At 57.9% G+C, this 26,125-nt stretch carries 25 protein-coding genes and 1 pseudogene; 16 read left to right on the top strand and 10 right to left on the bottom strand.

What is annotated here, in order from left to right:
• The first annotated feature begins 729 nt into the window (after positions 1–729).
• From GA0061100_RS19885 to GA0061100_RS19875, 3 genes are read left to right on the top strand one after another with little or no spacing between them, the layout of a single operon-like run.
• Positions 730–1,137 carry a FixH family protein gene (locus GA0061100_RS19885; RefSeq protein WP_075854466.1) on the top strand — a complete coding sequence of 136 codons (408 nt, stop codon included), beginning with the start codon at positions 730–732 and terminating at the stop codon, positions 1,135–1,137.
• Positions 1,134–2,618, top strand: a complete 1,485-nt coding sequence (locus GA0061100_RS19880; RefSeq protein WP_075854465.1) for an efflux RND transporter periplasmic adaptor subunit — start codon at positions 1,134–1,136, stop codon at positions 2,616–2,618. Before GA0061100_RS19885 ends, GA0061100_RS19880 begins: the two co-directional genes overlap by 4 nt.
• Positions 2,615–5,785, top strand: coding sequence for an efflux RND transporter permease subunit (locus GA0061100_RS19875; RefSeq protein ID WP_075854464.1), 3,171 nt, complete (start codon positions 2,615–2,617; stop codon positions 5,783–5,785). Before GA0061100_RS19880 ends, GA0061100_RS19875 begins: the two co-directional genes overlap by 4 nt.
• 502 nt (positions 5,786–6,287) lie before the next feature.
• On the opposite strand, the gene GA0061100_RS19870 is transcribed toward GA0061100_RS19875, so the two are convergent.
• Together GA0061100_RS19870 and GA0061100_RS19865 are read right to left on the bottom strand one after the other, a co-directional pair.
• The gene (locus GA0061100_RS19870; RefSeq protein WP_075854463.1) at positions 6,288–6,950 is read right to left on the bottom strand and encodes an NAD(P)-dependent oxidoreductase; all 663 of its coding nucleotides are present in this window, start codon (positions 6,948–6,950) and stop codon (positions 6,288–6,290) included.
• 66 nt (positions 6,951–7,016) lie between these two features.
• Positions 7,017–8,120 (bottom strand): alkene reductase, encoded by a 1,104-nt coding sequence (locus tag GA0061100_RS19865; protein WP_075854462.1) that lies wholly within the window; start codon positions 8,118–8,120, stop codon positions 7,017–7,019.
• Positions 8,121–8,330: 210 nt separating this feature from the next.
• Here GA0061100_RS19865 and GA0061100_RS19860 point away from each other — a divergent pair, with 210 nt between their 5' ends.
• On the top strand, positions 8,331–8,948 hold the full coding sequence (locus GA0061100_RS19860) for a TetR/AcrR family transcriptional regulator (RefSeq protein WP_075854461.1): 618 nt from the start codon (positions 8,331–8,333) through the stop codon (positions 8,946–8,948).
• A 527-nt stretch (positions 8,949–9,475) separates the two neighbouring features.
• Here the strand turns inward: GA0061100_RS19860 and GA0061100_RS19855 are convergent.
• Entirely contained in the window at positions 9,476–10,228 is a 753-nt protein-coding gene (locus GA0061100_RS19855; protein WP_244557894.1) for an alpha/beta fold hydrolase, read from the bottom strand.
• Between the two features lie 136 nt (positions 10,229–10,364).
• Between GA0061100_RS19855 and GA0061100_RS19850 the strand changes: the two genes are divergently transcribed.
• Positions 10,365–11,276 carry a LysR family transcriptional regulator gene (locus tag GA0061100_RS19850; RefSeq protein WP_342195851.1) on the top strand — a complete coding sequence of 304 codons (912 nt, stop codon included), beginning with the start codon at positions 10,365–10,367 and terminating at the stop codon, positions 11,274–11,276.
• A gap of 350 nt (positions 11,277–11,626) precedes the next feature.
• On the opposite strand, the gene GA0061100_RS19845 is transcribed toward GA0061100_RS19850, so the two are convergent.
• Positions 11,627–13,015, bottom strand: a complete 1,389-nt coding sequence (locus tag GA0061100_RS19845; RefSeq protein WP_075854459.1) for a sensor histidine kinase — start codon at positions 13,013–13,015, stop codon at positions 11,627–11,629.
• Positions 13,002–13,679 carry a winged helix-turn-helix domain-containing protein gene (locus GA0061100_RS19840; protein ID WP_075854458.1) on the bottom strand — a complete coding sequence of 226 codons (678 nt, stop codon included), beginning with the start codon at positions 13,677–13,679 and terminating at the stop codon, positions 13,002–13,004. Before GA0061100_RS19840 ends, GA0061100_RS19845 begins: the two co-directional genes overlap by 14 nt.
• A gap of 253 nt (positions 13,680–13,932) precedes the next feature.
• Between GA0061100_RS19840 and GA0061100_RS19835 the strand changes: the two genes are divergently transcribed.
• The 5 genes and pseudogenes from GA0061100_RS19835 (at position 13,933) to GA0061100_RS19820 (ending at position 16,793) form a co-directional block, all read left to right on the top strand.
• Entirely contained in the window at positions 13,933–14,202 is a 270-nt protein-coding gene (locus tag GA0061100_RS19835; protein WP_143525476.1) for a hypothetical protein, read from the top strand.
• A gap of 15 nt (positions 14,203–14,217) precedes the next feature.
• Complete coding sequence (locus GA0061100_RS19830) at positions 14,218–15,012, top strand: COG4705 family protein (protein ID WP_075854457.1); 795 nt, start codon at positions 14,218–14,220, stop codon at positions 15,010–15,012.
• A 460-nt stretch (positions 15,013–15,472) separates the two neighbouring features.
• Positions 15,473–15,733: a DUF1344 domain-containing protein gene (locus tag GA0061100_RS19825; RefSeq protein WP_075854456.1), complete on the top strand. Its 261-nt coding sequence runs from the start codon at positions 15,473–15,475 to the stop codon at positions 15,731–15,733.
• Between the two features lie 441 nt (positions 15,734–16,174).
• Positions 16,175–16,289 (top strand): annotated as a pseudogene (locus GA0061100_RS35560) (IS5 family transposase); the annotation flags it as partial.
• 105 nt (positions 16,290–16,394) lie between these two features.
• A complete protein-coding gene (locus GA0061100_RS19820; RefSeq protein ID WP_075854455.1) occupies positions 16,395–16,793 on the top strand; it encodes a lysozyme inhibitor LprI family protein in 399 nt (132 codons plus the stop codon).
• Between the two features lie 55 nt (positions 16,794–16,848).
• On the opposite strand, the gene GA0061100_RS19815 is transcribed toward GA0061100_RS19820, so the two are convergent.
• Positions 16,849–17,646, bottom strand: coding sequence for an NAD(P)H-dependent oxidoreductase (locus GA0061100_RS19815; RefSeq protein WP_075854454.1), 798 nt, complete (start codon positions 17,644–17,646; stop codon positions 16,849–16,851).
• Positions 17,647–17,740: 94 nt separating this feature from the next.
• Here GA0061100_RS19815 and GA0061100_RS19810 point away from each other — a divergent pair, with 94 nt between their 5' ends.
• Entirely contained in the window at positions 17,741–18,673 is a 933-nt protein-coding gene (locus GA0061100_RS19810; RefSeq protein ID WP_075854453.1) for a LysR family transcriptional regulator, read from the top strand.
• 213 nt (positions 18,674–18,886) lie between these two features.
• Here GA0061100_RS19810 and GA0061100_RS19805 read toward each other — a convergent pair whose 3' ends face one another.
• The 3 genes from GA0061100_RS19805 to GA0061100_RS19795 all read right to left on the bottom strand — a co-directional run bounded on the left by GA0061100_RS19805 (position 18,887) and on the right by GA0061100_RS19795 (position 20,375).
• Complete coding sequence (locus GA0061100_RS19805; protein WP_075854452.1) at positions 18,887–19,300, bottom strand: curlin; 414 nt, start codon at positions 19,298–19,300, stop codon at positions 18,887–18,889.
• A gap of 173 nt (positions 19,301–19,473) precedes the next feature.
• Positions 19,474–19,872, bottom strand: coding sequence for a curli-like amyloid fiber formation chaperone CsgH (gene csgH, locus GA0061100_RS19800; RefSeq protein WP_075854451.1), 399 nt, complete (start codon positions 19,870–19,872; stop codon positions 19,474–19,476).
• A gap of 65 nt (positions 19,873–19,937) precedes the next feature.
• Entirely contained in the window at positions 19,938–20,375 is a 438-nt protein-coding gene (locus tag GA0061100_RS19795; protein WP_075854450.1) for a curlin, read from the bottom strand.
• A gap of 257 nt (positions 20,376–20,632) precedes the next feature.
• Here GA0061100_RS19795 and GA0061100_RS19790 point away from each other — a divergent pair, with 257 nt between their 5' ends.
• A complete protein-coding gene (locus GA0061100_RS19790) occupies positions 20,633–21,385 on the top strand; it encodes a hypothetical protein (protein ID WP_143525474.1) in 753 nt (250 codons plus the stop codon).
• A gap of 90 nt (positions 21,386–21,475) precedes the next feature.
• The gene (locus GA0061100_RS19785; protein WP_244557893.1) at positions 21,476–23,080 is read left to right on the top strand and encodes a DUF2235 domain-containing protein; all 1,605 of its coding nucleotides are present in this window, start codon (positions 21,476–21,478) and stop codon (positions 23,078–23,080) included.
• 263 nt (positions 23,081–23,343) lie between these two features.
• On the opposite strand, the gene GA0061100_RS19780 is transcribed toward GA0061100_RS19785, so the two are convergent.
• Positions 23,344–23,673: a hypothetical protein gene (locus tag GA0061100_RS19780; RefSeq protein ID WP_075854447.1), complete on the bottom strand. Its 330-nt coding sequence runs from the start codon at positions 23,671–23,673 to the stop codon at positions 23,344–23,346.
• Positions 23,674–23,804: 131 nt separating this feature from the next.
• Between GA0061100_RS19780 and GA0061100_RS19775 the strand changes: the two genes are divergently transcribed.
• From GA0061100_RS19775 to GA0061100_RS19765, 3 genes are all read left to right on the top strand, one after another.
• A complete protein-coding gene (locus GA0061100_RS19775; RefSeq protein WP_244557892.1) occupies positions 23,805–24,002 on the top strand; it encodes a hypothetical protein in 198 nt (65 codons plus the stop codon).
• Between the two features lie 97 nt (positions 24,003–24,099).
• Positions 24,100–24,477 (top strand): DUF6714 family protein, encoded by a 378-nt coding sequence (locus GA0061100_RS35465; RefSeq protein ID WP_342195958.1) that lies wholly within the window; start codon positions 24,100–24,102, stop codon positions 24,475–24,477.
• A 619-nt stretch (positions 24,478–25,096) separates the two neighbouring features.
• Positions 25,097–26,110: an aldo/keto reductase gene (locus tag GA0061100_RS19765; RefSeq protein WP_075854446.1), complete on the top strand. Its 1,014-nt coding sequence runs from the start codon at positions 25,097–25,099 to the stop codon at positions 26,108–26,110.
• Positions 26,111–26,125 lie beyond the last annotated feature (15 nt).

The raw sequence follows: 26,125 nt of genomic DNA, 5'->3' as shown, positions 1-26,125 counted from the left end.
CAAGGGTGTCTACGAAACTTGGGGCTATTCAGAGCGTCCCAAACTTGGGGCGAGCGCTAACTACCCAGGGATATGAGCGGAAATGCGCCAATGAAGCTAAAAATTTGGAGGAAGCCGCGGTTCGGATCCATCAAGGCGCACATGATGCCGTGCCGGAAATAATGAGATGTTGCCGCGATCTGTCGAAAACGTGAACATAGCCCGCCTTTCCCCGTGGTGCACAATATGTCATGCCTTGTGGCTATGAGACTCTGGTCCCTTATTGCCCCTCTGCTCTCGATCCTTGCGATCTTGGGCTTTCTGACCGCTCCGATGGCTGTGCCTTCGGCGGCTGAAGCTATGATGTCCAAAGCGATGACACCGTCGATGGACATGGCGGCAATGCCCGACGCGATGCCGTGCTGCCCGGATCAGAAACAGCCTCTTCCCGACTGCCAGAAATCCTGTCCGCTCGCGACCATTTGCATGGCCAAATGCGTTCCGGGCTTTGTACACGGGGAGTTTGCCCTGTTTCGTCTTGATCGTGGCACCGATATCAATCCGTACCGGGATCGGATGCGGGATCCGACGATCGGCGCGCCGCCGGACCGACCTCCGCGAACCTGAATTCATCGTGTCCTTTCGGACTTTGAGAGCCGTTCGGCCGAGCCGAGCGGTGAAGGCGTGGCTTTGCGCCATAGCCATCCCGTGCATTTGCACGAAACAACGATGAATTTGGGAAAACCAACAATGACGCTTTTCACCTTGAAGACTGTGGCCACCGCAGCGCTAATCGGCCTGACCTTTACAGGCCTGTCCTCCCCAGCCTGGGCTCAAATCCAGGATTATGAGTTCCAGCTTGTCAAAAACGAGATCAAGCCGGGCAGCGCGGCGGAGATTGCCGTACGCCTTGTTGACAAGCGCTCCGGCAAGCTCGTTCCCGACGCGGTGATCTTCGCGCAGCGTGTCGATATGGCGCCCGACGGCATGGAGATGATGGCCGAGCCGATCGAGGCTCTGCCGTCGGTCGAGCCCGGCGTCTACCGGTTCAAGGCGCAGATTCCGATGGCTGGCGGCTGGCGCCTGTCGCTCGGCGCCAAGCTCCAGGGCGAGACGGACAGCCTTGAAAACAAGCTCGAGTTCAAGGCCGTCCCATGACAAAAGCCGGTCGCACCGGGCTCACCCTCGTCGCCATGCTGGCGGCGGGGGCAGGGGGCCTTTGGGCCGGGCAGCGTGGTGTCGCGCTGCCTGACCTTGCATGGTTTCGCTCGACCGTCGACGTTGAAAGCGTCGCGGCTGCTGCGACGACAACAGCGGTCGGATCGGGGCCGATCATCTATTATCGCGATCCGGATGGCCACCCTGCCTATTCGGCAGAGCCGAAGAAAACGCCGGACGGCCGGGATTTCCTCGCCGTCCGCGAGAGCGAAGATTTATCCTTCAATGCAAATCCGGTCGCCAAGCCGGGCGTAGCAGAGGTGGCAAACGACAAGCCCAAGACGTCCGCCACCTCCATAAAGGTAGCGGATGCCGGAACTCGGGCAGAAACCAGCAAAGGCCGCATCCTCTACTATCGGAACCCGATGGGCCTGCCCGACACCTCGAAAACGCCCAAAAAGGACTCGATGGGGATGGACTACATTCCCGTCTACGAGGGCGAGCAGGCGGATGCCTCCACCGTCAAGGTTTCGCTCGGCAAGCTGCAGCGCACCGGCGTGAAGACGGCCGTTGCCGAGTTGGCAAGTATCGGCCGCAGGATACAGATCCCCGGTACGGTGGCGCTTGATGAACGCCGCGTCAGCGTCGTCTCGATGCGAACGGACACCTTCCTGGATGATGTCGCCAACGTCACGACGGGGGATCACATCTTCAAGGGAGAGAAGCTCTTCCAATTCTACTCGAAGGACATCGCCACTGCGGCTTCGGAATATGCTGCAAGCCGCGGCAGCGAGGATGCCGGACCCGCACTGAGGCTGAGGAATCTCGGCGTGCCACAGGAGGTCATCGATACGATTTCGCGAACGCATCAGGTGCCGACGAGCATGACCTACACATCGCCGCGCGACGGCATTGTCCTTGAGCGCGTTGCGACAACAGGCATGATGGCAAAACCGGGCGATATCCTGTTCCGCGTCGCCGACATTTCCCATGTCTGGGTGATCGCCGATGTTCCGGAGTACGACCTCGCTTCCGTGCGGGTCGGCGCCCAAGCCGAGGTCAAAATTCGCAGTCTTCCTGGCATGGTGTTCAAAGGCACAGTCGATCTCGTCTATCCCGAGGTCGAGACGCAGACGCGAACCACCAAGGTGCGTATAGAACTCCCCAATCCAGACGGCACCCTGCTTGCCAACACGTATGCCGATGTTGCGATCGAGGCCGGAGTTCAAGAACCGGTGGTCGCGGTGCCCAACGGTGCGATTATCGACACGGGTGACCGTCAGGTTGTCTTCTTGGACAAGGGAGAGGGTCGGTTCGAGCCGAAGGACGTCAAGCTTGGCGTGCGCGGTGACGATAGGACCGAAATTCGCCGCGGCATCGCGGCCGGCGACACGGTCGTCGTCTCCGCCAACTTCCTGCTCGATGCCGAAAGCAATCTCAACTCGGCGCTCAGCGCCATGACTGAGGAGGCCAAGCCATGATCGCACGCGTCATCTCGTGGTCCGCCCATAATCTCGTCCTCATCCTGGTCGGAGCGGCGCTCGCAGTGGCCGGCGGCATCTATGCGCTGCGATCGCTGCCGCTGGATGCCATTCCCGATCTTTCCGACGTGCAGGTGATCGTCTACACCGAATATCCCGGACAGGCCCCGCAGGTGGTCGAAGACCAGGTCACCTATCCGCTGACCACGTCGATGCTGACGGTGCCGAAGTCGAAGGTCGTACGCGGCTTCTCCTTCTTCGGTGTTTCCTTCGTCTATGTCATCTTCGACGATGGCACCGATCCTTACTGGGCGCGCAGCCGCGTGCTCGAATATCTGAACGCCGCCTCAAGCCGCCTGCCGCAGGGCGTCACACCCACGCTTGGGCCGGATGCGACGGGTGTCGGCTGGGTCTACGAATATGCTCTCGTCGCCAAGGAGCTGTCGCTTGCCGAACTGCGATCGCTGCAGGACTGGGTCGTGCGGTTCGGCGTGTCGAAGTCCGAAGGCGTGGCCGAGGTCGCCAGCGTCGGCGGCTTTGTCAAACAATATTCCATCGTGGTCGATCCTTCCCGTCTCAAGGCGCAAGGCGTGTCGCTCAACGATGTCGCCAATGCTGTCCGGGCCAGCAATACGGACGTTGGCGGCCGGACGATCGAACTATCCGAATTCGAGTTCATGGTGCGCGGTCGTGGCTACCTGAAGGGGATTCCGGATATCGAGAACATCGTTCTGAAAAGCCAGAATGGCGTTCCATTGCGCCTTGGCGATGTGGCCAGGGTCGAGCTGGTCCCAGACGAACGGCGTGGCATCACCGAGCTCAACGGCGAGGGTGAGGTGGCCGGCGGCATCGTGTTGCAGCGCTTCGGCGCGAACGCGCTGACCGTCATCGACAATGCCAAGAAGAGCATGGATCAGATCAAAGGCAGCCTGCCGCCGGGTACCGACATCGTGCCTGTCTACGATCGTTCGACGCTGATCGAGGCCGCCATCGAAACGCTCAAGGGCACGTTGGTGGAGGAATCCATCGTCGTCGCCTTGGTGACGATCGCCTTCCTTCTGCATGTCCGTAGTGCGCTGGTCGCCATCATCATGCTGCCCGTCGGCATCCTGATTGCCTTCATCGCTATGCGGCTGTTGGGACTGGGCGCCAACATCATGAGCCTTGGCGGTATCGCGATCGCCATCGGCGCGATGATCGACGCGGCCATCGTCATGATCGAGAATGCCCACAAGCATCTGGAGCGGGCACCGCCCGACAAACCGCGGGTGGAGATCCTGGTCGAGGCCGCAAGCGAAGTCGGACCGGCGTTGTTTTTCAGCTTGTTGATCATCACCGTGTCGTTCCTGCCCATCTTCACTCTGGAATCGCAGGAAGGCCGTCTCTTCGGTCCGCTCGCCTTCACCAAGACCTTCTCGATGGCCGCCGCCGCGCTGCTTTCGGTGACTTTGGTGCCGGCGCTGATGGTGCTCTTCGTCCGGGGACACATCGTGCCCGAGCAGAAGAATCCGGTGAACCGGCTTCTAATCTGGATCTATCGACCGGTCATTTCCGGTGTCCTCAAGGTGAAAACCCTGACCATCGTGGCGGCGCTCGCAATCCTTGCTGCGACGGCCTGGCCAGCCCAGCATATCGGCAGCGAATTCATGCCCAATCTCGACGAGGGCACGCTGATGTATATGCCGACCACCTTGCCCGGCATTTCGGTCACCAAGGCGGGTGAACTGATGCAGACCCAGGATCGGATCATCAAGTCCTTCCCGGAGGTGCAGACTGTCTTCGGCAAGGCGGGCCGAGCCTTGACGGCAACCGATCCCGCACCGACGGAGATGTTCGAGACGATCATCACGCTGAAGCCAAAATCGGAATGGCGACCAGGCGTGACCATCGATAGCCTGAAACAGGAGATGGACGCTGCTTTGCAATTCCCAGGCGTTTCCAATGCCTGGACCATGCCGATCCGCGGGCGCATCGACATGCTCTCGACCGGCATCCGCACACCCGTCGGCGTCAAGGTCTACGGCACCGATCTCGCCGAGATGGAAAGAATCGCGCGCCAGATCGAGGGTGTGCTGAAGGGTATCCCAGGGACATCGAGCGCATATGCCGAGCGGGTGATCGGAGGTTACTATCTCGACATCGTTCCCAACCGGACTGCTCTTGGCCGCTATGGCCTGACCATAAACGACGTGCAGAGTGTCATCGGCATGGCACTAGGTTCCGAGGTCGTGACGTCGACCGTCGAGGGTCGTGAGCGCTATGGTGTGGCGGTGCGCTACCCAAGAGCGCTCAGAAGCGACCCGCAGGCAATCGCAAGGGACGTTCAGATCTCCCTGCCGGGCGGCGGCACCGTTCCTCTCGGAGAAGTTGCGGACGTGAAGCTCACGCGTGGGGCAACGACGATCCGGACTGAAAACGGCCAGCTCGCCGTCTATGTCTATGTCGACATTGCCGGGCGTGATCTCGGCGGCTACGTCGCAGAGGCGCAGCGGACGGTGGCGAAATCGGTGCAGATGCCGCCAGGCTACTCCGTCGCCTGGAGCGGTCAGTTCGAATATCTCCAACGCGCCGAAGCACGACTGGCGATCGTCGTGCCGCTGACGCTGGCGCTGATCTTCCTGCTGCTCTACCTGAATTTCAAGGCGTTGACCGAGACCATGATCGTCATGCTGTCGCTGCCATTCGCGCTTGTCGGCGGCATCTGGCTGATGTGGTGGATGGGCTTCAACGCCTCGGTGGCTGTTGCCGTCGGCTTCATCGCGCTTGCGGGTGTGGCGGCAGAGACCGGGGTGATCATGCTGATCTACCTCGACCACGCCATGAAGGAGCAGCGCGACACCTGCGCAAGGGAAGGGCGTTCCTTTTCGAAATCGGATCTCAACAGGGCCATCATGGTCGGCGCGGTCGAACGCGTCCGGCCGAAGATGATGACGGTCGTCGCAATCATGGCCGGTCTTGTACCGATCCTTTGGCGTACGGGCACCGGTTCGGAGATCATGCAGCGCATCGCCGTGCCGATGATCGGCGGCATGGTGTCGTCGACGCTGCTGACGTTGATCGTCATTCCGGCCGTCTACGGTCTCATCAAGGGATGGCGGCTGCCGATCGCGTCCTCCGAGGATCGCTTCGCCGAAGCAGACGGTCGCAGTCTCGAGGCAGCCGAATGAAAGGAGGATTCGATGATGAATGAAGTGATGGGGGGCAGCATGATGTGGGGCATGGGCCTGGCGGGTCTGCTCGCAATCATCCTCGTCGTGCTGGCGATCGCTGCGCTGGTCAAGTATCTGTTCTACCGCTGACGATTTTGCCCGCGGCGTGGATCAGTTGTCCACGCCGCGAGCGTGCCAAGGTGATCGGGCGTCATGGAAGCTTGTCCGTAGCGTCATCCATTTCGGCACTAGAAAACTCAGATTGAGCCGACCGGTCTTTGCTGCCGCGGAACTGAGCCTTTATTGGCCGTGCAGGAGGTCGTCATGGCGTCGCCTATCCCGAAAAGCGTCACGGAGGATGCGTTGGTTCTCTCTCTCGAAGAGGTCATTGTGGAAGTCGGCCAATCAGGACTACGAAGGCTGCTTCGCAAACTAAGCCGACGTGGTTCATTTCGTGAGGGAAGCGGTTTGGGCCACGTTCGATCTCCGGCGGCCCAAACGTTAAGACCATGGTCTTCCTTCAATACCCGATCGTAAATCGGGCTCGTTCGTGCACCGGCTTTTCGAGCTCGTCGACAAGGGCGATGGCATAGTCCTCGAAGGAGACCCAGCTTTTCCCTTGTTCGTCTTTGATGAGATTATCGCCACCGAGACGGAACTTGCCGGTGCGATCACCAAGATCGATCAGTATCGGAGGGCTGAAATAGGTCCAATTGATGTCGGATGCCCGTAGGGCTGCAAAGGCTTTTACATGCGATCGGGCGATCGGGATGAATGGCTTCGGCCAATGGCCGGAGTCGAGTACGGTGACACCGGGCGAAAATTCGAGAGAACCGGCTCCGCCGACAACGATGAGCCGTGGGGCCTTGGCTTTTTGAACCGCCGTGATGATGCGCTTGACGGTGTCGGGCAGCAGGTCGGTATAACTCTCATCCGACGTGAATCTGGGATCGTCGCGCGGAGGGCCAAAGGCACTGACGACGGCATCCGACCCCGCGATGATTTCCGCGATCCTGTCCGCGCTGCCTAGATCGTCGCGGACGATCTTTACGGTTTCGGGAAGGTCTGCGGGAAGCTTGCCGAGGTCGCGGGCAACTGCTGTCACCTGATGTCCGCGGCTTACAAGCTCGGTGAGAATCGTGCGGCCTGCGCGACCGGTTGAAGCTAAGAGAACGATGTGCATTTGGTTTTTCTCCGGAATAAATGATGTTCTGCTGCTGGTGACGGATGATATTGGCCAGGCTTGCCGTCACTCGGCTGCTTGCGTGGCGTCAAGTGCCGGGTAGTCGACATAACCGGCAGCACCGCCGCCGTAGAAGGTCGAGCGGTCGTGGGGATTGAGCGAGGCGCCGATCTGCAGTCGACGAGGCAGGTCGGGATTGGCGATGAACTGTCGTCCGAAGGCGACAGCATCGGCCCGGCCCGCGCGGATGGCCTCATCAGCCGAGCCGCCGGTGAAGCCTCCGGCGAGGATCAAGGGCTTGCGCCAGAAAGAGCGAAGCTGATCGACGGCCTGGGGCGCATCGATCTCCATCCCTGCCACTGCACGTGCCTCGATCAGACTGACATAGGCGATGTCCAACTCGCTCAAGCGCGAAAGGGCGTGGCCGTAGAGTCCGACCGGATCGCTGTCGCCCACGTCGTTGTAGGTGCCAAACGGTGAAAGGCGGACACCGATGCGATCCGCACCCCAGACGTCGATCAGTGCGGCTGTCACTTCGGCAAGCAGACGGACGCGGTTCTCGATTGATCCGCCGTAGATGTCGGTGCGCTTGTTCGAGCTGTCGTCCAGGAACTGCTGGATCAGATAACCATTGGCGCCGTGCAGCTCCACGCCGTCGAATCCGGCTGCCAAGGCATTGCGCGCGCCCTCGCGATAGGCCTCGATGATCCCGGAGATATCTCCCGGTTCGAGCGCCCGCGGTGTCTCGTAAGGAACCTGGTTCCATTCGGGTGTCAGCGATGTCTGGCCGGTAATCGCAATCGCCGACGGTGCGACCGGCAGTTCGCCATTCGGTTGGAAACTCGAATGCGATGACCGCCCGACATGCCAAAGCTGCAGGAAGATGATGCCGCCTTTGGCATGAACAGCATCAGTGACCTTCTTCCAGCCCTCGATCTGCTCAGGGGAATGGATGCCCGGCGTTTGCGGATAGCCTTGGCCGTAAGGAGTGATCTGGGTCGCCTCAGCAATGATCAGCCCGCCCGCGGATGCGCGCTGACCGTAATATTTCGGAGCGTGTTCGTTCGGCACGTTTCCGAGACCGGCGCGCATGCGGGTCAGCGGCGCCATGACGACACGATGGGCAAGCTCGTATTGGCCCAGTTTAAGAGGCGAAAAGAGAGAAGACATTGACGAGAAATCCTTTGTGCAGGGGCGGAGGCGCCGGAGCGGTTTCGACAGGGAACGTACCTTGAAGGCTGTCGACTTAATTTAATATGACCGGTCGTCTTGAATTAGTCAAGCCGTAGGGAGAGGCTGCCGGTGTGGCGATCTTGACAGGCGGTCCATGAGCGCCGAAATAAAAGACGACCGGTCATATTCTTGAAATGGAGCGCCGCCGTGCAAACGCAAAAACCTGCAGCACCTCGTGGGCCGAAGCCCAATCCGAATACGCGCGACAACCTGATCCGGGCGGGAATGCGGATGTTTCACGAGGCGGGATACACCGCAAGCGGGATCAAGGACATTGTCGACGAAGCAGGATTGCCCAAGGGGTCGTTCTACAACCATTTCGAAAGCAAGGAAGCATTCGGAGAGCAGGTTATCGATTTCTACTTTGAAAAAGGTCTGCCCGAACTGCGTGCGCTCCTTGGTGATGGTAACGTCCCACCGCTAAAGCGTCTGCAGACCTACTTCGAAGAGAGAATGCAGGGTTACGAGGCCGCCGGATATGCCGGCGGCTGCATGCTCGGAAATCTCAGCCTAGAGGTCGCCGACCAAAGTACGGCGATGCGCAGCCGGCTCGCGGAGCATTTTGAAACATGGAGCGGCCTTCTCGAAACATGCATAGTGCAAGCGCAGCGGACTGGCGCGATGAAAAATCAACTTCCCGCCTCGCTGCTTGCTCGGTTCCTGCTGAACAGTTGGGAGGGTGCCTTGGTGCGCATGAAAGCCGAGAAAAGTAATCGTCCACTGAAGGAGTTCGTCCAAGCCGTGTTCGGATCTATCCTGGTTTGACACAGGTGGCTGCAGAGAGAGTTTGGGTTCAACTGAACAACTTCTCGCTCTCATGGCACTGATGATCAAGGAGTGGGGCGAGGTCCAATTGGCCTGGCGGCCGCGAGGATTTGTACGACCTTTATGGTTCGGCATGTTGTCGATGTTGGCGCCAAGATCCTGAACCGACCATCGTTATCGAGTGCCTCTGCAATTTTAAGCTATGAGTGAAGTGGCTAGCTGGCATTTAAGGCGATCATGATCCCTTTGACTGCAGATGGCGAAGCATTCTGCACCGATGTTAGATCGTTTCTGCGATCCGCAAATCGCTTACTAAGCCATGATTAAATAGGAGCATTTAGCCATCACACGGCTTCTTGAAGCGGCGACTGTTGCGGGATGGCTGCCATTCAACTGACGTAGGTGCTGATCAACACCGTCGCAACGTGATCAAGCATGCGATCCGTGAGCGCAGACCACACTGCGCTCACGAAGGGCGGCATATAGGTCAATGGCTGCGCGCTGATACCAGCGCGCATCGCCTACCATTATTTCGACAGATCTGTCGTCGCTGCCAGAATCACCTTGGCGACTTCCGCAGGCTGTGACAGCTGTGGCGTGTGTCCTGCCGCCAAGCTCACGACGTGAGCTGAGATTTTCGTTGCCATCGCCTTCTGTAGATCCGGCTGAATCATGCGGTCCTGCTCGCTGATGATGTACCATGAAGGCTTCGTCTTCCAAGCCGCATCGCTCACTTCCTCCTCGAAATTCTTACCGCGCACGGGACCTTGCGTGGCCGCCATCAGCCGTGTTTCTTCCACCGGAAGATCCTGGGCAAGGTGGTTTGCGATCCCTTCAGAGCTGAGTGTCAGGAAGCCCTCTTTGTCCGCGATGATGTGTGCGAAACCTGAGGGAACCGGATAGTCCTTGGACAAACCTGCAACCGACTGTCCTTTCGACGGAGCGAATGCAGCGACATAAACCAGCGATTTGACGCGCTCATGCTGGCCAGCTTCCGTGATGACGGCACCGCCCCAGGAGTGACCAACCAGAACGACGGGGCCGGTCTGCATGTCCAATGCGCGCCGTGTGGCTGCGACATCATCGGCCAGCGATGTAAGCGGGTTCTGTACGGAAACAACCTTCAATCCCTCCTTTTGAAGGAGTGGAATGACCTTGTTCCACGCCGATCCATCGGCAAACGCGCCATGCACAAGCACAACGACAGGTTTTTCGACCTCCGCCGCACCGGTGGGGGCTGCGTTTGAAGCCAATGCCGAGCTGCCCAGAACGGCGGCCACGACTGCTTTTTTGCGAATGATGACATCAAGTGCTCCTTTGAACTAGGCCCACCGCGGGCTGTGCGGAAGGCAACGCGATCAGATGGAAGGCACTTGTACATATGAAAATATTGAGGATAAATATCCGAATAGGATCATGATAGAAAACATTGAGTTTCAAATGGACAGACTGGCTTGCATGCATGTTTTTGTGAAAGCCGTTGAAACAGGTTCGATTTCGGCTGCTGCCGCGGAGCTTGGTTTGTCATCCCAATTGGCAGGGAAACAACTGAGAGCGCTGGAGCAGGATTTCGGCATTCAGCTGCTGAACCGTACCACGCGTAGGCAAAGCCTTACCGACGGTGGTCGCATATTCTATGACCATGCGAAGAACATCATAGCGGAGATGGAGGCAGCCGAGGCGCTGATTGCCGAGACCCGCCTGATCCCGAGAGGGCGACTTCGCGTCAGTGCGCCGATCACGTTCGGCAGTCACGCGCTCGCGCCTGAAATACCGGAATATTTAAAGCTGCATCCGGAAGTGTCCTTGGATCTCAGCCTGACCAATCGGACCGTAGACCTCGTAGAAGAGGGCTTCGATATTGCCTTCCGAACCGGAGTACTCCCGGATAGCCAATTGCTGGCAAGGGGGCTTGCACCTCTTCGCTTGGTTTTGTGTGCCGCGCCCTCTTATCTGAGGTCGGCAGAAAAACTGACCAAACCGGAAGAACTGCAACAGCACGAATGCCTGGTGTTTTCACACACGTCGCTTAGAACGCAATGGGTATTCGATGGCCCGGGTGGTGTCATATCCGTCCGGATCGCCGGCAGATTTTCGACCGATAGCGGCGAAGCGCTGCGCGCCGCTGCTGTCGCCGGTATGGGGGTATTGCTGCAGCCGCATGAGCTGGTAGTCGCAGAGATCAAAGCCGGGCGCCTGGTGAGGCTCTTGCCAGAGTATGAACCGCCCGCCCGTCCGCTCCACGCGCTCTATGCGCCCGACAGGCGAATGACACCGAAGCTGCGAAGCTTTCTGGATTTTGCCGTTCGGAAGTTCGGGGTGCAGTAGCCGAACGCTTAAACATGCTGTGTGGTTTGCTCATACCTCACATCGCCGCTGATTATTCCATGCGCGTCAACGCGCTGCCGGGCGCAGCGTGACGGTCCTGGCCGAACGTTCGGTAGCCCTCAACGTGTACTGCGAAGTATCAAGAAGTTCCCGAATTTGAGACGGACGGTGTTTGTAATAGCACCGCCGGCGGTTCATATCCCATCAAGGGCGATTAAGATTTGCCGTTTTCGCAGGTGAGGTACTCGCTGTACAAGGTCGCATTCGTGATGCGATCCGCTGGCGCAACGCTAGTGTCACGCTGGAAGCTTTGCATTTGCATGGATGCTGCGCCTCGGCGGTTCCGTTCTTCAGTGCTTGGTTTCATTTTCGACTCTGGGACGCGTGGGTGGAAAACACATGCAAACGCACAGGCCTGGCTTGTTGTCTTCGAGCGTAACGGGCGCACCATGGAGGTCGGCGATTGCCTTGACCAGGCTAAGCCCCAGCCCATTACCTGGCGTCGTCCGGCTCTTGTCCAAACGATAAAGCCGCCGGAACACCAGTTCGCGTTCCTCTTCGGGAATACCGTTGCCGCTATCGGCCACGCGGGCGTGATAATGTTGCTCCCCAGGCGTCAGCGATAGGGTAATGGTCGTTCCGGGCGGGCAGTGGGTGATTGCGTTTTCGACAAGATTGACGAAGAGCTGTGTAAGCAATTCCCGATCGCCGTCTATGGGCCAGGGGCGGGAAGCCAAAGGCTTCAATGCCAAGCATTGCCCGGCGTCTTCGGCAACGTCAGCGTAGATTTCTGCAACCGACGCCATGATGGCTCCCAGATCGACCGGTTTGAAACGCGTCTTTCGGGCGCCAGCCTCGATCTGCGAGATGCGGAGCAGGGCTTCAAAGGTAGCGTTGATTCTAGTTGTTTCGTCGCTGGCGTCGAGAAGCAGGTCCTCCACATTTTCGGACCGCTCCAGGCGCTGCAGCGCCCGTTCAATGGTGAATCCGAGCCGGTTGAGGGGAGTCTTCAGATCGTGCGCGATGTCCGTGCTGACCTGCCGCATTCCGTCAACGAGTGCGGAGAGCCGGCCAAGGGCCTGATTTATATGCATGGAAACGACGTCGATATCATCGCCATTGCCGCGGATCGGAATTCGTCGAGCCAGGTTGCCTGCCGAAACGTCGACCAGAGTTCGCTCGATCGCCTCAAGCCGGCGTTGCGTGCGCGTTGCCAGTACGGTTCCGCCGAGGACGATTGCCGCGACGATGATGACCGAGGCCCATGCGAAGCTCATGAGCGCGATCTGCTCGATCCGGTCGGTTTCGCGGTAGCTTTGGCCGACGACCAGGGCGTTGCCGCCAACATTGCCGGCGACAAGGCGCAGCGGATCGTCATCGCCAAGTCCGAACAGGGTCGCGGCAACGGTCGAAAGGCCGGGCGTCACAGTTGCGGCGGGAACATTTCCGGCGAGCTTTGCTCCCTTGGCATCGAGTAAAAGGAAGACCTGATCTTCCGGGCGCTTGAGGACCGAATAGGTGTCGACCGCCGCGATGAGATCCTCCAGGTCGTTGGAGGAATAGGTCGAGGCCACAACCGAATAGGTGTCCTTGATGGACACGTCGAGCGATCTCGCCAGCTCGCGCTTCATCAGGCCGTAGGCGACGAAGCCGGCGACGAGGAAGGCGACGATGAAGAAAAGCCCGAACGATATTGCCAGCCTGAAGGGCGTGCTGCGCAGCAATCTATCGCGGTGCATGTATGCAATAGCCGGTGTTGCGGACCGTGTGGAGGAGGGGGACGTCGAACGGCTTGTCGATCTTTGCGCGCAGCCTGCTGATGTGGGTCTCCACGACGCTCGTCCTGGGATCGAAGTGGAAATCCCATACGCTTTCCAAAAGCATGGTGCGCGTCAGCACGCGGCCTTCGCCGCGCATGAGCGCCTCCAGCAAGGTGAATTCGCGCGGCTGCAGGTCGATGGCAATACCGCGTCTATGCACCTGGCGCTTTATCACGTCGAGCTCGAGATCGGCGACCCTGAGCACGGTCTTCCTGTCCTGGACCGGCGGCCGGCGTGCCAGGGCATTGACGCGTGCCAGAAGCTCGGAGAAGGCAAATGGCTTCGTCAGATAATCGTCTCCGCCCGCCTCAAGCCCTTCGACCCTGTCGTCGACGCCGCTGACCGACGTGAGGAACATTGCCGGTGTTTTGATCTTCGCCGCTCTTGCGGCCTTTACCAGAGAAAGGCCGTCGAGGCCTGGAAGCATCCGGTCGACCACCAGCACGTCATATTGTTCCCTGGTCGCCTGAAAGAGCGCATCGGTCCCGTCCTTAATGACGTCACAGACATGACCAGCTTCGGTAAGCCCGCGCGCGATGTAGTCGGCGGTCTTCCGATCATCTTCCACCACCAGGATCTTCATGGCCGTCCAGGCTCCGTCAATTCGCGATACGACTGCTGCCTAGACATGCCTCAAGAAGATGTCTGCAACCTGAACGGCGTCTTACAAATGCGTAAGCTAGCGGTCGTCACGCGGCGGCATTTCTTACGAAACGGTATTGTTCGGGCAAAGGCAGCGTAAGGACCGCCGCATAGAACTGGAGGCCTCGGTCGCATGTTCGGTGCGGCCGGTGATCAATCAAGCGGCAGTCTGGCCGCCTATCGGAGCCTCCCTCATGACCAAGCGCAATGCCATCCGCCTCCTGAACGCTCTCCTGTTTTCCTGCGCTGTCACGCTGCCGGTTGCCGGTCATGCGGCCGCCGCCCGCCCGTGCGAAGATGTCCTCAAGGAGATGCGCACGGCGAAAGGATCCGCAAATCTGACGGCTGACGTCAAGACGAAGGTCGATGCGCTGGAGGCAAAGGCCGTCGAGCGCTGCAATGCGGACGACGACAAACGCGCCAACGCCTTTCTGCAACAGGCAATGGCGCTGATGGGCAAGTAAAGCGGGGTGTCTACCATGAGCTCACTGTCATATGCCCAAGGAGGCAATGTCCTCAATCGTGTTCCGCGGATCACCGGCGACTTCTGGTTGATTAAATTGCTCGCCGTCACGATGGGAGAGACGGCTGCCGATTATCTCGCCGTTAATATGGGATTCGGCCTGGCCGCGACATCCGCGATCATGACAACGGTGCTGGTCGCCGCGCTTACCCTCCAGTTTCTGCAGCAGCGCTATGTACCTTGGGTCTATTGGACCGCCGTCGTCATGATCAGTGTTGTCGGAACGCTTTTGACCGACAATCTGACCGACAATCTGGGAGTGCCCCTTCAGGCCTCGACCATCGGCTTCACCATTGCCCTTGCACTCACCTTCTTCATCTGGTGGAAGATGGAAGGCACGCTGTCCATTCACTCGATCTTTACGGCAAGGCGCGAGGGATTCTACTGGCTGGCGATCCTCTTCACGTTTGCACTGGGCACGGCCGTCGGTGATCTGATCGCGGAAGTTTTTGGTCTCGGATACATCATGACCGGGCTGATCTTCCTTGGCATCATTGCCGTCATAGCGATCGGCCATTTCAATCTCGGCGTGAATGGCATTCTAGCATTCTGGCTGGCTTACATTTTCACGCGGCCACTCGGCGCGTCCCTGGGGGACCTCCTTTCCCAGCCGCTGGAATATGGCGGCCTGGGATTCGGAACGATCTATACGAGCGTCCTGTTTCTAGGTGCCATCATACTGACTGTCATGTACATGACAGTCACCTACGAGCCTGAAACTGCGTCGGAAACCGAGCAGGATCGCTTTTAGAACGAACTCGCGAACCGCGCCGTTGAAACAAACAGGCGAGGTTCATGTTGCTCGCCAAGGTCAGTAACTTCCGGCAGGAAAACCTTTTGACGCTTTCTATCCGCGTGCTTGTGGATTGTCGGAGGTTTTTCGGCCGGATTTTCGCATTTCACGAACGGGAAATTGTTCGTTTTCCTCGATATCTTCTTCCAGTGCCACCGGAAGACTAGACGTCGTTGCCCTGCATCGGGCCAGCCTGAAGATTCCCGCCACAAAACATCCGCGCCTGCACACTATGCTCTGCTGATTTTTATAGAAAAATCATAGCTTTATCTGACCTTAGCTCAAATCTCCGTCGATGTCCGATTTGTAAGAATCCGGCAAAGCGCAGGGAAGGATCGTTGTTTAGATTTTACATGGTCGGCGACGCCGGCAGTGGCCGGTTAGGCCACGATATGCTTGTAAATCGAAGGAGTGAATTATGCTGAAGAGATATTTGGCGATCGGTGTCCTTGCGACATCGACCTTGGCGGCGGGAATGGCGCTTGCCCGTGATGAGACCGGAACCATCACCAATATCGATGCGAAGGCAGATCAGATCACGCTGTCCTCGGGAACAACGATCAAACTGCCAGAAAACATCGAAGTCGAGTCCTTCAAAGTCGGTGAGCGGGTTGCGGTCCATTATACTGTTCAGAAGTCCGGCGGCGCTCTCGCCTCGAAGGTGAGCGCCGCTAAATAGCAGGTGCTATCTGCTAGGCCACGACACATCGCGAGATGGGACTGGGTTATGTCAAAGCCCAGTCCCATCCGGGCGAGACGGACTGCCAGGGCAGGTCCTCAATCACTGGAGGCATGAATGCCGTCATCGTGCCGCATAAAGTGAGGAATAACCCGAAAAAGCGCCTCCGGGCCAGGTAACCTGGATCCTGATGTCGACAACCTGAAGATCAAGAGCCAGAATTTTGACTGATGCCAGAGGGAGACGAGCGAGCCAGCGGTTCGTCTCCCTTCAAGAGCAAATGGAAATCTACATCAATTTGCTGCTGCAAAGAGACATTTCAGTCGCGTAGCAATGTTCTGTCACCGTTCGTCCTCGATCGCTCGATCAAGCATGCCCCATCTGTAATTCATGGTGAGTGTCCGCTGACCTGTTCAGATCAGGATTATTCGCAAGCCGGTACAGCATATGATCCACAGCACGATCATCCGCGGCTATTCCCAGGCTGCTGGCGCAAAGGGGGACTGATAAGGAGGCTTTTGGTTGGTCACGCTCCGGCCAAACAGTTCGGACGCATCGCGTTGCGACGAGACGAAGGCTTCGTTTGCGCGCGTTTCGCGCCTTGGCGGCACAACGCGCGGCGGTTAAAGTGTGAATGCTGACTTCCTTGCGGAGGGTTACCATGTTACGCAGGCTAACATTCATTACTTGGATATTGTGCTGCACCGTCACTCTTCCTGCCCGTGCGCAGGAAGATAGCCCTGAGTTGCGTGCGTGTATGGCCCAATCCAATGGTTACGTTTCCAAAATGCTGGATTGCGACGAAATCGAAGTAGGCAAGTGGGATAAGCGTTTAAATGTCGCCTATGAAACGCTTCTTCACGCATCAAAAGGCCGAGTGCGTATTCAATTGCAACATGAGCAGCGGGCATGGCTTGACCACCACCTGAAAGAAACGCACCGACTCGCTGCAGTCCGAGGCATCGGCTGGGCAGCTGACGAGACGGCGTCGGGGTTCAAACTCCATGACTTGAGCCTAAGAACGCTCGCTCTTGAAAAGCGGGTGAACGCCTTGCGTTGAATGGCTCTGCTGCAAAGATTTCGCTTTTGGAAATAGGGCGGCCGCGCCGAGCGCGCTAACTGGATGCAGCGGCATCCTTTAGATGAAGTGCAAAGCCTGATGCCCCCGGCTCGCTCAGCTCCGAACGGAGTTGCATAGCTGGAATGTGATAATCCCCGCCATTTTGGCGCCGGTAAGGAATGGGATACGTTGTTTCGAGCGTTCGCATCCGGTCGCGTAGACTTTCTGCAGCGGCTTCGAAGCGGGCATCGTCGAAGCGATCGGTGCTGTACGTCACGAAGGGCGGTAGTACATCGTAGCCCGGATAATAGAGAATCCCGTGATTGATCGGAAACAGAAGATCGTCGATCGGCCCATTGATTCCCCGAGGAGCGTAGTGCTCTTCCCAGCCACCCGCAGTTACGACCAGCATGGCTCGTCTGCCAACCAGGGTTCCCTCGCCGTAGCGATCACCCCAACGCTTGTCGCTGTGCTCGCCAACGCCATAGGCGAAGCCATATGCAAACACGCGGTCGACCCAGCCTTTCAGGATAGCGGGCATGGCGAACCACCAGAGCGGAAACTGCAGGATCAAGGTATCGGCCCAGAGCAGCTTTTCGATCTCCGCTTTGACGTCGTCCGTCAGCGTATCGCCGCTGAAAGCATGTTTGGAGGCGGCGACCGGTATGAGCCGCTCGTCAGGAGCCAAGGATGGGAAGTCCGCACGGTCGATTTCGGATTTCCACCGCATGGCATGGAGATCGGAAATCCGAACCGTATGGCCGGCTGCTTCCAGCTCCTGGACCGCGACGTCACGTAACGATGCCGACAAGGATTTCGGTTCGGGGTGAGCAAATACGATGAGCACATTCATAATGGCACCTGCTTGTTGGAGAAAACTCTCCCTAAGCTAGGCCAAGTTCCACTCATGCGTTATACTGAAGGAATGGATAGGATAAAGCCGAATAATGGATAGATCGGATGTCACACTCGGACGCATCCGCACCTTTGTCCGCGTCGCCGAACGCGGGAACCTGTCGGCTGTGGCGCGCGAGTTGAACATCGGCCAGTCCAGTGTCACGCGGCATGTGCGCGAGCTTGAAGAAGCCCTGGGCGTGGCGCTGTTGAGCCGCACGACCCGCCGTGTCATGCTCACCGAGGAAGGCAGCCTTTACTATGCCAACGCCATCCAAATCCTGCGCTTGTTGGAACAGGCAACCGACGAAGCGCGAAGCGCGCGGAATGTCTCTGCCGGCACGGTTCGCGTCTCTTGCACGGCAGCGCTCGGTGTCCGGCATGTCAGTCGATTGATCTTCGCTTTTCAGGATCGCCATCCGGATATCGCAGTCGATCTCAGCCTGACAGATGAGCGCGTTGATCTCATCCGCGAAGGCATGGACATCGCATTGCGCCTTGGTCCGCTCACCGATAGTTCCATGAAGCTGCGGGCGATCGGCCAAAGCCGGCGCGTCCTTGTCGCCTCTCCAGCCTATCTGGCTGGGCATGGCCGGCCGGCAACACCCGAGGAACTCAAGGACCATGAGGGTGTCCGCATGTCGAATATCGCCGGCAGCGAATCCCTCGTGCTCGAACGGGCGGGAGGCGCGCGGCACCTCGTGCCTTTCAGTGGGCATCTGCGTGTCGATCACGGGCTCGCCGCACGCGAAGCCTTTGCCGCGGGCCGCGGTTTTGGTCCTGCTCATATCTGGCTGGTGGACGACTTTCTCGCGGACGGTCGACTCGAGGCGATCCTGCCTGACTACACTCCATCGGCCGTACCGTTGAACATGCTTATCGCGCCCGAACGAACGAGCATCACGCGTGTCAGGTTGCTGGTGGAGTTTCTGGCCGAGGCGATGCTGGGGATCCCTGGCATAGAGCGGTCACGGGCGGGGAGTTAAACCGCCAGCCTGATGGATATTCTCAGCGACCTTGATCCAATTGGGAGCATTGAACGCCAATCACCGATGCCGGATCTTGCGGGTTTCCCGTCGAACCGTCGTCGGAAGGCCGGAATTGTCTGCGGGGGGCTTCTGCCTGAGCGGCAGGCAAGTGCCTTATCCTTACGTTGATGAAACGACGTGACATCGGTTTCGGGGCTGTTCTTAACTGCCTTACCAGCCATAGCTGAAGGTCGCGCCAACGCCGTTATCCCCATCCTGGACCACGTCGGTTTCAGTGTTTCGACCATACTGGAAAATGCCATAGGCATTGTTGCTGCCGTTCTGCCGCAAGGTTGCGGAATGACCGTTGCCCCGTTGCTGGATGAAGCCGAGGTTGCCCTGGCCAGCCTGAGCGATGCCAGCCGCGTTGCCCCGGCCCAGCTGCCGGATGTCGGCGTCCTTCAGACCGCGGTAGAGCGAATAGACGCGCAGTCCGGTCGAAAAGAGATCGGCATCCTCGGCATTATCCGGCGCGAGGTTGAACGAGATCCGGCCGCCGGCGTAGGCTGGCACAGACAAGGCTGCTTGCCCCAGGCTTCCGGCAAGAAGAGTGACGGTAAGGATCTTAAACAAGTTGCGGGTCATCCTGATCTCCATTTGCCGGCTGCCTTGGCCGATGATCAACTTTCGCATCTCTAAGCTGAACCCAGTCGGAATTGCCCGTTCAGTTGTCGTTCAGTCGTTTCGGCCTGATCGAGAGCAAAAGGGCGCCAGAAACCGGCGCCCTTTTGAAGGAATTGGCAGGGTGTGGAGGCCTGTTAGTTGCCGCCGGTCTGCTTCGTGCAGCTGAAGCTCCTGTCCCCGATCACGATATTCAGCGTCGCCTTGTATTCGGCTCCCTTGGAGTCGAGTGAGACGGAGCTGAGGATTGCCGGATGTCCGGCTGTGGCATCAAAATCGCCACTCTGGTTGATCGTTGAGCTTCCGCCGCCGCCTGCTTTTTCGACCTGGAAGGTATAAGTCCCGCCAACATGCTCGTCGGCGTGGACGAGCGCATCCAGTCTCACCATACCTGCTCCAGGCGTTGCTTCGATTTCGCAAAGCTGCGCTTCGTCAGATTGGCTGGCAGTCGTCATTGCCGCAACGGCGCCGACGGGAAGCAGGACCAGCGCGAGAATCGCCATCAGGCGGCGTGGATGTTTGACGCTATTTGGCATGGGTCGTCTCCCCTAATGGTCTGCTGTTGCGATCTTGACCTTTTTCATATCATCGCGTTAGCCGCTTACGGGCAGGCCTGGACGAAGGCCGCGACATTACCATTGCCGCCCTGGCTGACATTGGCGCTGCAGCCACGACCGACCTGGACACCAGCCGCGATGTTGCCATTGCCGTCCTGGGTGAGGATGGTTGTGTGGTTGGAGCCAAACTGGCCGATGCCAGCTACGTTGCGGTCGCCGTTCTGATAGGTGGCGCCATAGTTATCATTACCTTCCTGGCCGACGGCCGACAGGTTATGACGACCGTATTGATGGCCGATAATCCGGTTGTAGCCACCGTTCTGGTAGGTTCTGATCCTGTTTTCATACCCTTCCTGCGCGCCACCGGCAGAGTTCGACCAGCCATATTGTTCGATACGCACATCGTTGGCCATGGCGGGGGCTGCGGCGGTGAGGCCGACGAGAGCGACGAGTGCGGTTGCAATGAAAGACGTGCGGATCATGACTGTGTCTCCTCAGGCGGATAGGACCGCGGTTGAACGTCTTTCTTTTAGACACTGCCTTTGGAACGGAAGCTGAAGGCACCATTCAGTTGGGGTTCATTCGCGGAGATCGCTGCCCCTCTTCGCAATCAAAACGGAGGCAACCAAAGTAGTGACCCATAATTGCGGTAGGGATCCACGCTTATTTTTCACTTGATTGACGCTGCAACTTAAACTTTTATAACTGTTGCGAGTTGGTTGTTGCTTGGGGAGGCGATATGGTCGATGTGCCAACTGGAACAGTCTATGATTATGTAAAGTTAGCAGCTGATAATCTTATATGGCCGTCGTTTGCACTAGGGGCCTGCATTTGGTTGGCGAGACATCCAGAGGTAATCGCACGAATTACGACATTGGATGTTTTTGGAGTAAAGCTTACCCTCGGTGAGTTGAAGAAGACCGTAGACGCGAATGCACAGCGTATCGCGGAACTGGAAGAGGACGTTGAAAGCGGAAAGAGGATCTATAATGATTTGCTCGCCGAGGTCCAAGTCAACACGGCCGGCTCCGAAGCACTTTCGGATGCAAGGCGCGTGATCAAGACGGAGGCTCGCGCGGTAACAGATTTCGATCGCACCGCAAAGATCCTCAAGGGCGATGGAAGCCTGGATGAACTTTATGGCGCGGCGGTGCTCGTGCGAGAGCGGCTTCCACTTGACCTATTTCCTGCGGTTCTTGATTGTCTGGATAGGCTTGCCAAGGATCCGAAGCTTGGTGGAGCTCGTCTGAATACGGTCTGGATGTTGACGAGTGCTGCCCATAGGATGCTGATCGCGTCCGTCCGCGACGGAGCCATTCCTTCCATATCGAGGGAGGATTTGACGCGAGCAGTAAGCGTTCTCGATGCTCTTGGTAGAAACAAAAGTGTGCTCGAAGATAGGCCGGACAAGCCTGAAAAGGGCATCAGGGGGCCGTTGAAGCATGCGAGAACCTGGGTTGCCAAGGGGCTTGCTCCAGCGCCTCCAAAGTAAGAGCTCATCGCAGCGCAAAGAGTCGATCGCCACCTTGGCGTTCGCTACCGAACCGGACAGTCTGGCAGCGAATTCCGACAAGCTTTGAATTTGGCGCGGCCCCGCACCTGCAAGGCAGCTGCGCCCCTAAAAATGGGGGACAACGTGCATCTGATCGTATTTTGTGATGGAACCTGGAACACTCCGGACCAAACCGAAGCTGGCTTGCCGGCTTCAACGAATGTTGTGAAGCTTCGCAACGCTCTGGCAGCCGAGGATAAGGGCGGCGAGGAGCAGCGGGTCTACTACCATCCCGGCGTCGGTACCGACGGCGGCTGGTGGGACCGTATCGCTGGAGGCGGGCTTGGCGAGGGGCTCGATAACAATATCATGAGCGGCTATAACTGGCTCGCGCGCAATTATGAAGTTGGTGCCAAGATCTGGCTTTTTGGTTTTAGCCGCGGCGCCTTCACGGTCCGCAGTCTTGGCGGCATGATTTCGCGCTGCGGCCTTCTCAAGACTGCCGGTATGGACGAAAAGACAATATGGGCTGCCGTTGAAGCGCTCTTTCAGAACTATCGTACACCGGAAGCGAGTGCAAAGCTCGTGAAGGCCACAAAGGCGATGCCGTTTCACGGCGTCAAGACGGGGGACGCAGCCAAGCAATCGATCCCGATCCACTTTATCGGCGTGTGGGACACAGTCGGCGCCCTTGGTGTGCCGAACGACATGGCACTGCTCAATCTCATTGATGATCCGGCCAAACACAGCTTTCACAATACAAGCCTCAGCCCGATCGTCGCAAATGCCCGTCACGCGATCGCCATCGACGAGATGCGTCAGAGCTTCACGCCGACGCTATGGACTAATGTCGATGATCGGCTGACGGTCAAGCAAATCTGGTTTCCCGGCGTGCATGGTGACGTCGGCGGCGGATACGGACGATGTGACCTCTCGGATGGCGCGCTAAAATGGATGATCGACGAGGTTCGAGGACTTGATCTGAATTTCAGGGAGAACATCGAAACGCAGCTTTCGCCATATCCGCTTGGTCAGCTTCATGACTCGGTGACAGGGGTATTCAAATTTCTGAAGACGCGGCCACGCGACGTTCCGCTCTTCTCCAGAAATAATGGCGTACTGCACGAGTCGGCGCTCGAGCGCCATGACAACCCTCCAATTGCGCAGGGCATCTATTGGAAAACAAGGGTTATTGAGCCAAAGGGTGAGGCGACCATTGATGTCTTCGCACGCGAACGATGGAACCGTACCGGCCTGTATCTGAGGGCTGGCGTTCGTTACAAGTTCTCGGCAAGCGGCGAGTGGATGGATAGCAATATTACCTGTCCGCCAAGCGGAACGAGGGATGGAAGGTTTCATCTCGGCGAAGCCGTTCAGATAGCCTCGTCCCTTTGGGGGAAAGGCGAGCAGCTGCTTACGAAGCTGACCGGCAATCATCAGGTCGACTTCTGGTATACCAAGCGCGAGGAGCAATATCCCTGGTTCTCGTTGATTGGCGTGGTTGCCAATGGGTTCCTGCCCGCTGAGAAGCCGGAGGACCAGCTGAACTATGCGCCGCATGAGGTCTTCGAAATCGGCGCGGGGGCTTATTTTACGCCTAAGAGCAGCGGCTATCTCTATGCCTTCGCAAATGACGCCTGGCAGACTTATGACAACAACCGGGGCAGCGTGAAGTTGACCGTGAGTTGCGCCTGAAGCCTGTTTGCGTTGACCCTGCGAAATGGGCGAGGTCAGGTTTGGCGTGTCATGTTCGACTTTCGCTTGGCGTAACGGCCCGGACAATCATCGAATTTATATCCGATTATCTTCCGCCAACCAGATCCAGACGATCGAGACCGCCGGCTTCTGGACATATGCTTCGTAAGAATTGGAAGCACACCAGCGCAAGGCTCCGGGAGAGGACAGCGCAAAGGCCATCCCGCTCATTGCGATGATCGAGGTTTGCGATTGCCGCGATCTTAGGCCCGTTGATCTACAGTCGCTTCAACCGTCGTGGCTGCTTCGCTCTCGATCTTGGACTGTTCCTTAAGCGTTTCGATGAAATCCGCTAACGGATGAATCGATGGGGTTGCTGCTAGGAGTGGTTCGAGGGCCGCAGCGATTGCCCGGCAATTATCTGCTGAAAGAGGCCGAAGGTTTGACACGACCTTGTTATAGGCGGGTGTCCCCCGCGAAGCGAAGGAGCGATTGATGATGAATTGTTCCAATTCCCCATCAAATCGTTCCACAAACAACGCAAGTGATCCTCCGTCGGCAGCTGCAGCGCTGTCAGAGATCGATTTGAACATATATCCTCCATTCATTCATCGTTGTGGTAAGTTACCTCATCGATGTCCTGCGGCCAAATGCGCAGAGCTGCTGGCTGCAAATACCGATACTTATGGATCACGAGGGCCGAGCTGATATGGAACTTGTTTCAATGATCAGTTTGATTGCGGCTGGCGTTATCTCCGGTCTGGTGCTGATCATAGGTGTCATCTATTTCTGTATCCTCCGCGAGGAGCGGGCGCAGGTGCGGCCCATGATTCCGCAAGAAGGCTCGTTGACCGGCCTCCAGTTCGAGCGCACCGAAGGCGGAGCATGGCCGACATCGCACGGCGACGGAGCGCATCATTGAACAGGCATTTTCTTTGAAGCCGACAACATGATCTCACGGAGCAGGCGAAAGCCGCGATAAGAGATGCGTTTGCCGGCGTCACTTTGGGCGCAATGGCATTGGTCTTACTGAGGCGCAAGCGCTTGACGACTATGCGAACAATGCGGTCCGTGCAGCATGTCGGGCGAATGATGAGAAGAATGATTGGACCGCAATCACGGCAGAGATTCTGAACAGGCACTCCAGCAGCCCGTCTTTTTTCCATGCAGAAGGGATGCGATTTCATCTACCCGCATATCTGATTGCCGATCTCGATAATGCCTACAAACACGAATTCGCATACCACTTGTGCGGGCCTTCAGAGAAGTTTTCGCTTCTTACTCGGCTTCAACGAAGTTCTGTGGAATTGTACTTGCGCGCAATTTGCGAGAGGGGAAATATGGTTTCCTATCAGCATGATGTAAAAAGGGCGCTGGAAGAGTGGGCGGCGTTTTGAATTCGACAGCAATCCGCTCGTCTTACACGCGAAATCGTTGCTGCCCGTGCGTCAGCCTGTTTGCTGCTGACGGTTGTCAGTCACGTTGGCGAGTTTTACGCTGCAGCCGAAGGTTGTCGACTGCTTCAGGGCCTCGATTAAATCGCCGGATAAGCTGCAGCATATCTGCCTAACTTCGTGGCAACGAACTCAGGTCTTCAGGAGACCCCGCGGAAGGCTGATTCCGGCGAACCGTGAAGTCAGAATTGAATTGATTTCAAGAGCTTGACGAGGTGCTGAGCGAATTGCTATCGCCGGGGCAAGCACCGAGATTATCGGCGAGATACTGGCGAAGGCGGGCGATGGCCGGCTCGTTCCATCTGCTCTTGGAGGCATGGAAATAATAGGAGTCCAGGTACCCTTGCGCCTGACGCGGGGCCTTTGTGCTCTTTCGAAGACCCATCCGCTTGTTTGAAGCCGTATTAGCTTGGTGTTAGTCCGGCAAGACACCCATTCCCGTGGCGCAGCCGTTGATGTTCGTTTTTCATCAATGAAAAACACCCTGCGGATTTGGCTGTTTATCATCCGGGCATCTTTCCCTATTTTCCACCTGCAATGGCGGACAATGGTGGAGCATGACATGCTGACAAACGTCGATACGGCTACCACAATAGCTCTCTGGAACGGCCGCGAGATTCCGCGCTTGGGCATGGGATGTTGGGCGATCGGCGGCCCGTTTTATGCCGGCGACGTACCACTTGGCTGGGGCGAGGTCGATGACGATGAATCGATTCGTGCCATCGAGCGGGCAGTCGATCTTGGTATTCGCTTCTTCGATACCGCCTCGAATTATGGGGCTGGGCATTCCGAAGAGGTAATAGGCAGGGCGATCGGCAATCGAGATGACGTTGTGATCGCCACCAAATTCGGTTTCGCGACGGACGAGAAGACCAAGCAAGCGACGGGCGCCTTTGCCGATCCTGCGTTTATACGGCAGTCCGCTGAGACGTCACTGCGTCGCCTGCGCCGCGATCGTCTGAATCTGCTGCAATTCCATCTTAACGATTTTGCGCTCGAAGCGTCCGACGAGGTATTCGAGACACTCGAAACGCTCAGGGCCGAAGGCAAGATCGACGCTTTTGGCTGGAGCACGGATCATCCGGATCGTGCCGCACGTCATGCGCGTCGGGCAGGCTTCGTGTCCATCCAGCATACGATGAACGTTTTCGAGCCGGTTCAGGCGATAATCGATGTCATCGAGCGTAATGATCTGATTTCCATCAATCGTGGTCCGCTCGCCATGGGGCTGCTCAGCGGCAAATTCACGCCTGACAAGGCCGTCGGCGAGAAGGATGTGCGTGGCGCAAGTCTCGATTGGATGATCTACTTCAAGGACGGTAGGATCGCTCCTGAATTTGCCGCTCGCCTGGAGGCGATCCGCAATCTGCTGACTGAAGATGGCCGCACGCTCACGCAGGGTGCGCTTGCCTGGCTGTGGGCGCGCTCGCCACGCACACTGCCAATTCCCGGCTTCCGCACGGTTGCCCAGGTCGAGGAGAATGCCGGTGCGCTCGCGAAGGGGCCGTTGCAAGCAGACGTAATGGCGAAAATCGATCAAACGTTGGCGGGTCTCCAACTGCCACTCAGCAGATAGGGCGGTGGAGCTGTA

Origin of the sequence: Martinezella hainanensis, from assembly GCF_900094555.1 — a bacterium.
In the GTDB taxonomy this organism is placed as follows: domain Bacteria; phylum Pseudomonadota; class Alphaproteobacteria; order Rhizobiales; family Rhizobiaceae; genus Rhizobium; species Rhizobium hainanense.
Note: the sequence above shows the minus strand (reverse complement) of the source record. Positions and strands in the feature narration are given on the sequence as shown.

Coding starts and splice junctions, on each gene's coding strand:
- GA0061100_RS19885 (WP_075854466.1), top strand. CDS start 730: ATGACGCTTTTCACCTTGAAGACTGTGGCCACCGCAGCGCTAATCGGC.
- GA0061100_RS19880 (WP_075854465.1), top strand. CDS start 1,134: ATGACAAAAGCCGGTCGCACCGGGCTCACCCTCGTCGCCATGCTGGCG.
- GA0061100_RS19875 (WP_075854464.1), top strand. CDS start 2,615: ATGATCGCACGCGTCATCTCGTGGTCCGCCCATAATCTCGTCCTCATC.
- GA0061100_RS19870 (WP_075854463.1), bottom strand. CDS start 6,950: ATGCACATCGTTCTCTTAGCTTCAACCGGTCGCGCAGGCCGCACGATT.
- GA0061100_RS19865 (WP_075854462.1), bottom strand. CDS start 8,120: ATGTCTTCTCTCTTTTCGCCTCTTAAACTGGGCCAATACGAGCTTGCC.
- GA0061100_RS19850 (WP_342195851.1), top strand. CDS start 10,365: ATGATAGAAAACATTGAGTTTCAAATGGACAGACTGGCTTGCATGCAT.
- GA0061100_RS19845 (WP_075854459.1), bottom strand. CDS start 13,015: ATGCACCGCGATAGATTGCTGCGCAGCACGCCCTTCAGGCTGGCAATA.
- GA0061100_RS19840 (WP_075854458.1), bottom strand. CDS start 13,679: ATGAAGATCCTGGTGGTGGAAGATGATCGGAAGACCGCCGACTACATC.
- GA0061100_RS19835 (WP_143525476.1), top strand. CDS start 13,933: ATGACCAAGCGCAATGCCATCCGCCTCCTGAACGCTCTCCTGTTTTCC.
- GA0061100_RS19830 (WP_075854457.1), top strand. CDS start 14,218: ATGAGCTCACTGTCATATGCCCAAGGAGGCAATGTCCTCAATCGTGTT.
- GA0061100_RS19825 (WP_075854456.1), top strand. CDS start 15,473: ATGCTGAAGAGATATTTGGCGATCGGTGTCCTTGCGACATCGACCTTG.
- GA0061100_RS19820 (WP_075854455.1), top strand. CDS start 16,395: ATGTTACGCAGGCTAACATTCATTACTTGGATATTGTGCTGCACCGTC.
- GA0061100_RS19815 (WP_075854454.1), bottom strand. CDS start 17,646: ATGAATGTGCTCATCGTATTTGCTCACCCCGAACCGAAATCCTTGTCG.
- GA0061100_RS19810 (WP_075854453.1), top strand. CDS start 17,741: ATGGATAGATCGGATGTCACACTCGGACGCATCCGCACCTTTGTCCGC.
- GA0061100_RS19805 (WP_075854452.1), bottom strand. CDS start 19,300: ATGACCCGCAACTTGTTTAAGATCCTTACCGTCACTCTTCTTGCCGGA.
- csgH (WP_075854451.1), bottom strand. CDS start 19,872: ATGCCAAATAGCGTCAAACATCCACGCCGCCTGATGGCGATTCTCGCG.
- GA0061100_RS19795 (WP_075854450.1), bottom strand. CDS start 20,375: ATGATCCGCACGTCTTTCATTGCAACCGCACTCGTCGCTCTCGTCGGC.
- GA0061100_RS19790 (WP_143525474.1), top strand. CDS start 20,633: ATGGTCGATGTGCCAACTGGAACAGTCTATGATTATGTAAAGTTAGCA.
- GA0061100_RS19780 (WP_075854447.1), bottom strand. CDS start 23,673: ATGTTCAAATCGATCTCTGACAGCGCTGCAGCTGCCGACGGAGGATCA.
- GA0061100_RS19775 (WP_244557892.1), top strand. CDS start 23,805: ATGATCAGTTTGATTGCGGCTGGCGTTATCTCCGGTCTGGTGCTGATC.
- GA0061100_RS19765 (WP_075854446.1), top strand. CDS start 25,097: ATGCTGACAAACGTCGATACGGCTACCACAATAGCTCTCTGGAACGGC.